Raw genomic sequence first — 3,069 nt, forward strand, 5'->3', positions numbered from 1 at the left:
AAACCATTGGTCAAGCGTTCGACCGATTAGTATCAGTCAGCTTCACACATTACTGCGCTTCCACCTCTGACCTATCTACGTGGTAGTCTTCCACGGGTCTTACCTCTAAAGGCGGAGATCTCTTCTTGTGGGGGGCTTCGCACTTAGATGCTTTCAGCGCTTATCCCTTCCATACTTGGCTACCCAGCTATGCCTTTGGCAAGACAACTGGTGCACCAGCGGTATGTCCATCCCGGTCCTCTCGTACTAAGGACAGCTCCACTCAAATCTCCTGCGCCCACAGCGGATAGGGACCGAACTGTCTCACGACGTTCTGAACCCAGCTCGCGTACCTCTTTAATGGGCGAACAGCCCAACCCTTGGGACCTACTTCAGCCCCAGGATGAGACGAGCCGACATCGAGGTGCCAAACACCCCCGTCGATGTGGACTCTTGGGGGGTATCAGCCTGTTATCCCCAGGGTAGCTTTTATCCGTTGAGCGATGGCCCTTCCACTCGGTACCACCGGATCACTAAGCCCGACTTTCGTCCCTGCTCGACCTGTTTGTCTCGCAGTCAGGCTCCCTTCTGCCTTTACACTCTCCGTGCGATTTCCGTCCGCACTGAGGGAACCTTTGGGCGCCTCCGTTACTCTTTAGGAGGCGACCGCCCCAGTCAAACTGCCCGCCAGACACTGTCCCCATACCGGGTTACGGTACCAGGTTAGAATTCCAACATTACAAGGGTGGTATCCCAACGGTGACTCCTCCAATACTGGCGTACTGAATTCTCAGTCTCCCACCTATCCTGTACGTGCAATGCCGAAACTCAATATCAAGCTGCAGTAAAGCTCCATGGGGTCTTTCCGTCCTGCTGCGGGTAACCGGCATCTTTACCGGTACTACAATTTCACCGAGTCTATTGTTGAGACAGTGCCCAGATCGTTACGCCTTTCGTGCGGGTCAGAACTTACCTGACAAGGAATTTCGCTACCTTAGGACCGTTATAGTTACGGCCGCCGTTTACTGGGGCTTAAGTTCAAACCTTCGCTCACGCTAAGCTCTCCCCTTAACCTTCCAGCACCGGGCAGGCGTCAGCCCCTATACTTCAGCTTTCGCTTTCGCAGAGACCTGTGTTTTTGCTAAACAGTCGCCTGGGCCTTTTCACTGCGGCCATCTTTCGATGGCACCCCTTCTCCCGAAGTTACGGGGTCATTTTGCCGAGTTCCTTAACAATAGTTCTCTCGCTCGCCTTAGGATTCTCTCCTCATCTACCTGTGTCGGTTTGCGGTACGGGCACCTTACGTCTCGCTAGCGGCTTTTCTTGACAGTCTGAATGTCACAGCTTCCGGTACTTTTTTTCCCTCCGCATCACGCCTCACGATTGAATCGGGGGATTTGCCTCCCAATTCTCACTCGACGCTTGCACGTGCTCTACCAACGGCACGCTCTGCTCATCCTCCTGTGTCCCCACTTCACTCTTACAACGCTCGGTGGTACTGGAATCTCTACCAGTTGTCCATCGCCTACGGCTTTCGCCCTCGGCTTAGGTCCCGACTTACCCTGAGTGGACGAACCTTCCTCAGGAATCCTTAGATTTTCGGCGGACGGGATTCTCACCCGTCTCTCGCTACTCATGCCAACATTCTCTCTCCTATACAGTCCACCAAACCTCACAGTTTGGCTTCGGCCCGTATACGATGCTCCTCTACCATACTCTTAAAAGTATCCTAAGCTTCGGTAGTAAGTTTTAGCCCCGTTTATCTTCGGCGCAGAGCCACTCGACTAGTGAGCTGTTACGCACTCTTTGAATGAGTGGCTGCTTCTAAGCCAACATCCTAGCTGTCTATGCAGCTCCACATCCTTTTCCACTTAACTTACATTTTGGGACCTTAGCTGTAGGTCTGGGCTCTTTCCCTCTCGACTATGAAACTTATCTCCCATAGTCTGACTCCGGAAGCTGATTGCACGGCATTCGGAGTTTGATAGTTTTCGGTAACCGGTGAAGGCCCCTAGAACATTCAGTGCTCTACCTCCGTGTATCTCTCTTCCAGGCTAGCCCTAAAGCTATTTCGAGGAGAACCAGCTATCTCCGGGTTCGATTGGAATTTCACCGCTATCCACACGTCATCCCAACACTTTTCAACGTATATGGGTTCGGTCCTCCACGAGATTTTACTCTCGCTTCAACCTGCACATGGATAGGTCACCCGGTTTCGGGTCTACAGCATGCAACTTCCGCCCTCTTCAGACTCGCTTTCGCTTCGGCTCCGATGCTCCAGCATCTTAACCTCGCTCCATACCGTAACTCGTTGGCCCGTTCTACAAAAAGTACGAGGTCACTTTCGCTCCCTCTGCTTGTAAGCACAAGGTTTCAGGTTCTCTTTCACTCCCCTCCCGGGGTCCTTTTCACCTTTCCCTCACGGTACTATTCTCTATCGGTCACTGGGTCGTATTTAGCCTTGGGAGGTGGGCCTCCCTGCTTCATACCGGGTTTCACGTGTCCGGTACTACTCTGGTGCCGCGCTCGCTCTCGTCCCCTTTTGCCTACGGGAATTTCACCCTCTTTGTCCATACGTTCCAGTATGTTCGGCTAGGTGTCTTGAGTCTCTTGCACGGTCCGCAACCCCGAATCCTTAAGAATTCGGTTTGGGCTCTTTCCCGTTCGCTCGCCGCTACTTGGGAAATCGATTTTTCTTTCTCTTCCTAAGGGTACTTAGATGTTTCAGTTCCCCTCGTTCCCTTCTCTACGCCTATAGATTCAGCGCAGGATACCGGCCCATTACGACCGGTGGGTTCCCCCATTCGGATATCTGCGGATTAACGGATATTTGCTCCTCCCCGCAGCTTTTCGCAGCTTGTCACGTCCTTCTTCGGCGCCCAGTGCCAAGGCATCCGCCTTGTGCCCTTTCTTGCTTGACCTTTCTTGTTAATTCACTCTGTGAATTCGCCTTTCTCTTTCTGGTTTCTCTCGGTGCAAAATCATAGCTCCCACCTTCCGCAGTCCTTCCGGACCTTCTTCTTGGTTTTCGCTGTCGATTTCGCTTTCGATTTTCTTCGTTTCTTATTCAGTTTTCAGGGTACGAAGTCC

At 52.5% G+C, this 3,069-nt stretch carries 1 rRNA gene; it reads right to left on the minus strand.

The window, feature by feature from the left end:
* Positions 1 to 6: 6 nt before the first annotated feature.
* A 23S ribosomal RNA gene (locus tag H9L42_RS16435) occupies positions 7 to 2,900 on the minus strand.
* Between the last annotated feature and the right edge of the window lie 169 nt (positions 2,901 to 3,069).

It is taken from the genome of Zhenpiania hominis (assembly GCF_014333425.1).
Lineage (GTDB): Bacteria > Bacillota > Clostridia > Peptostreptococcales > Anaerovoracaceae > Hominibacterium > Hominibacterium hominis.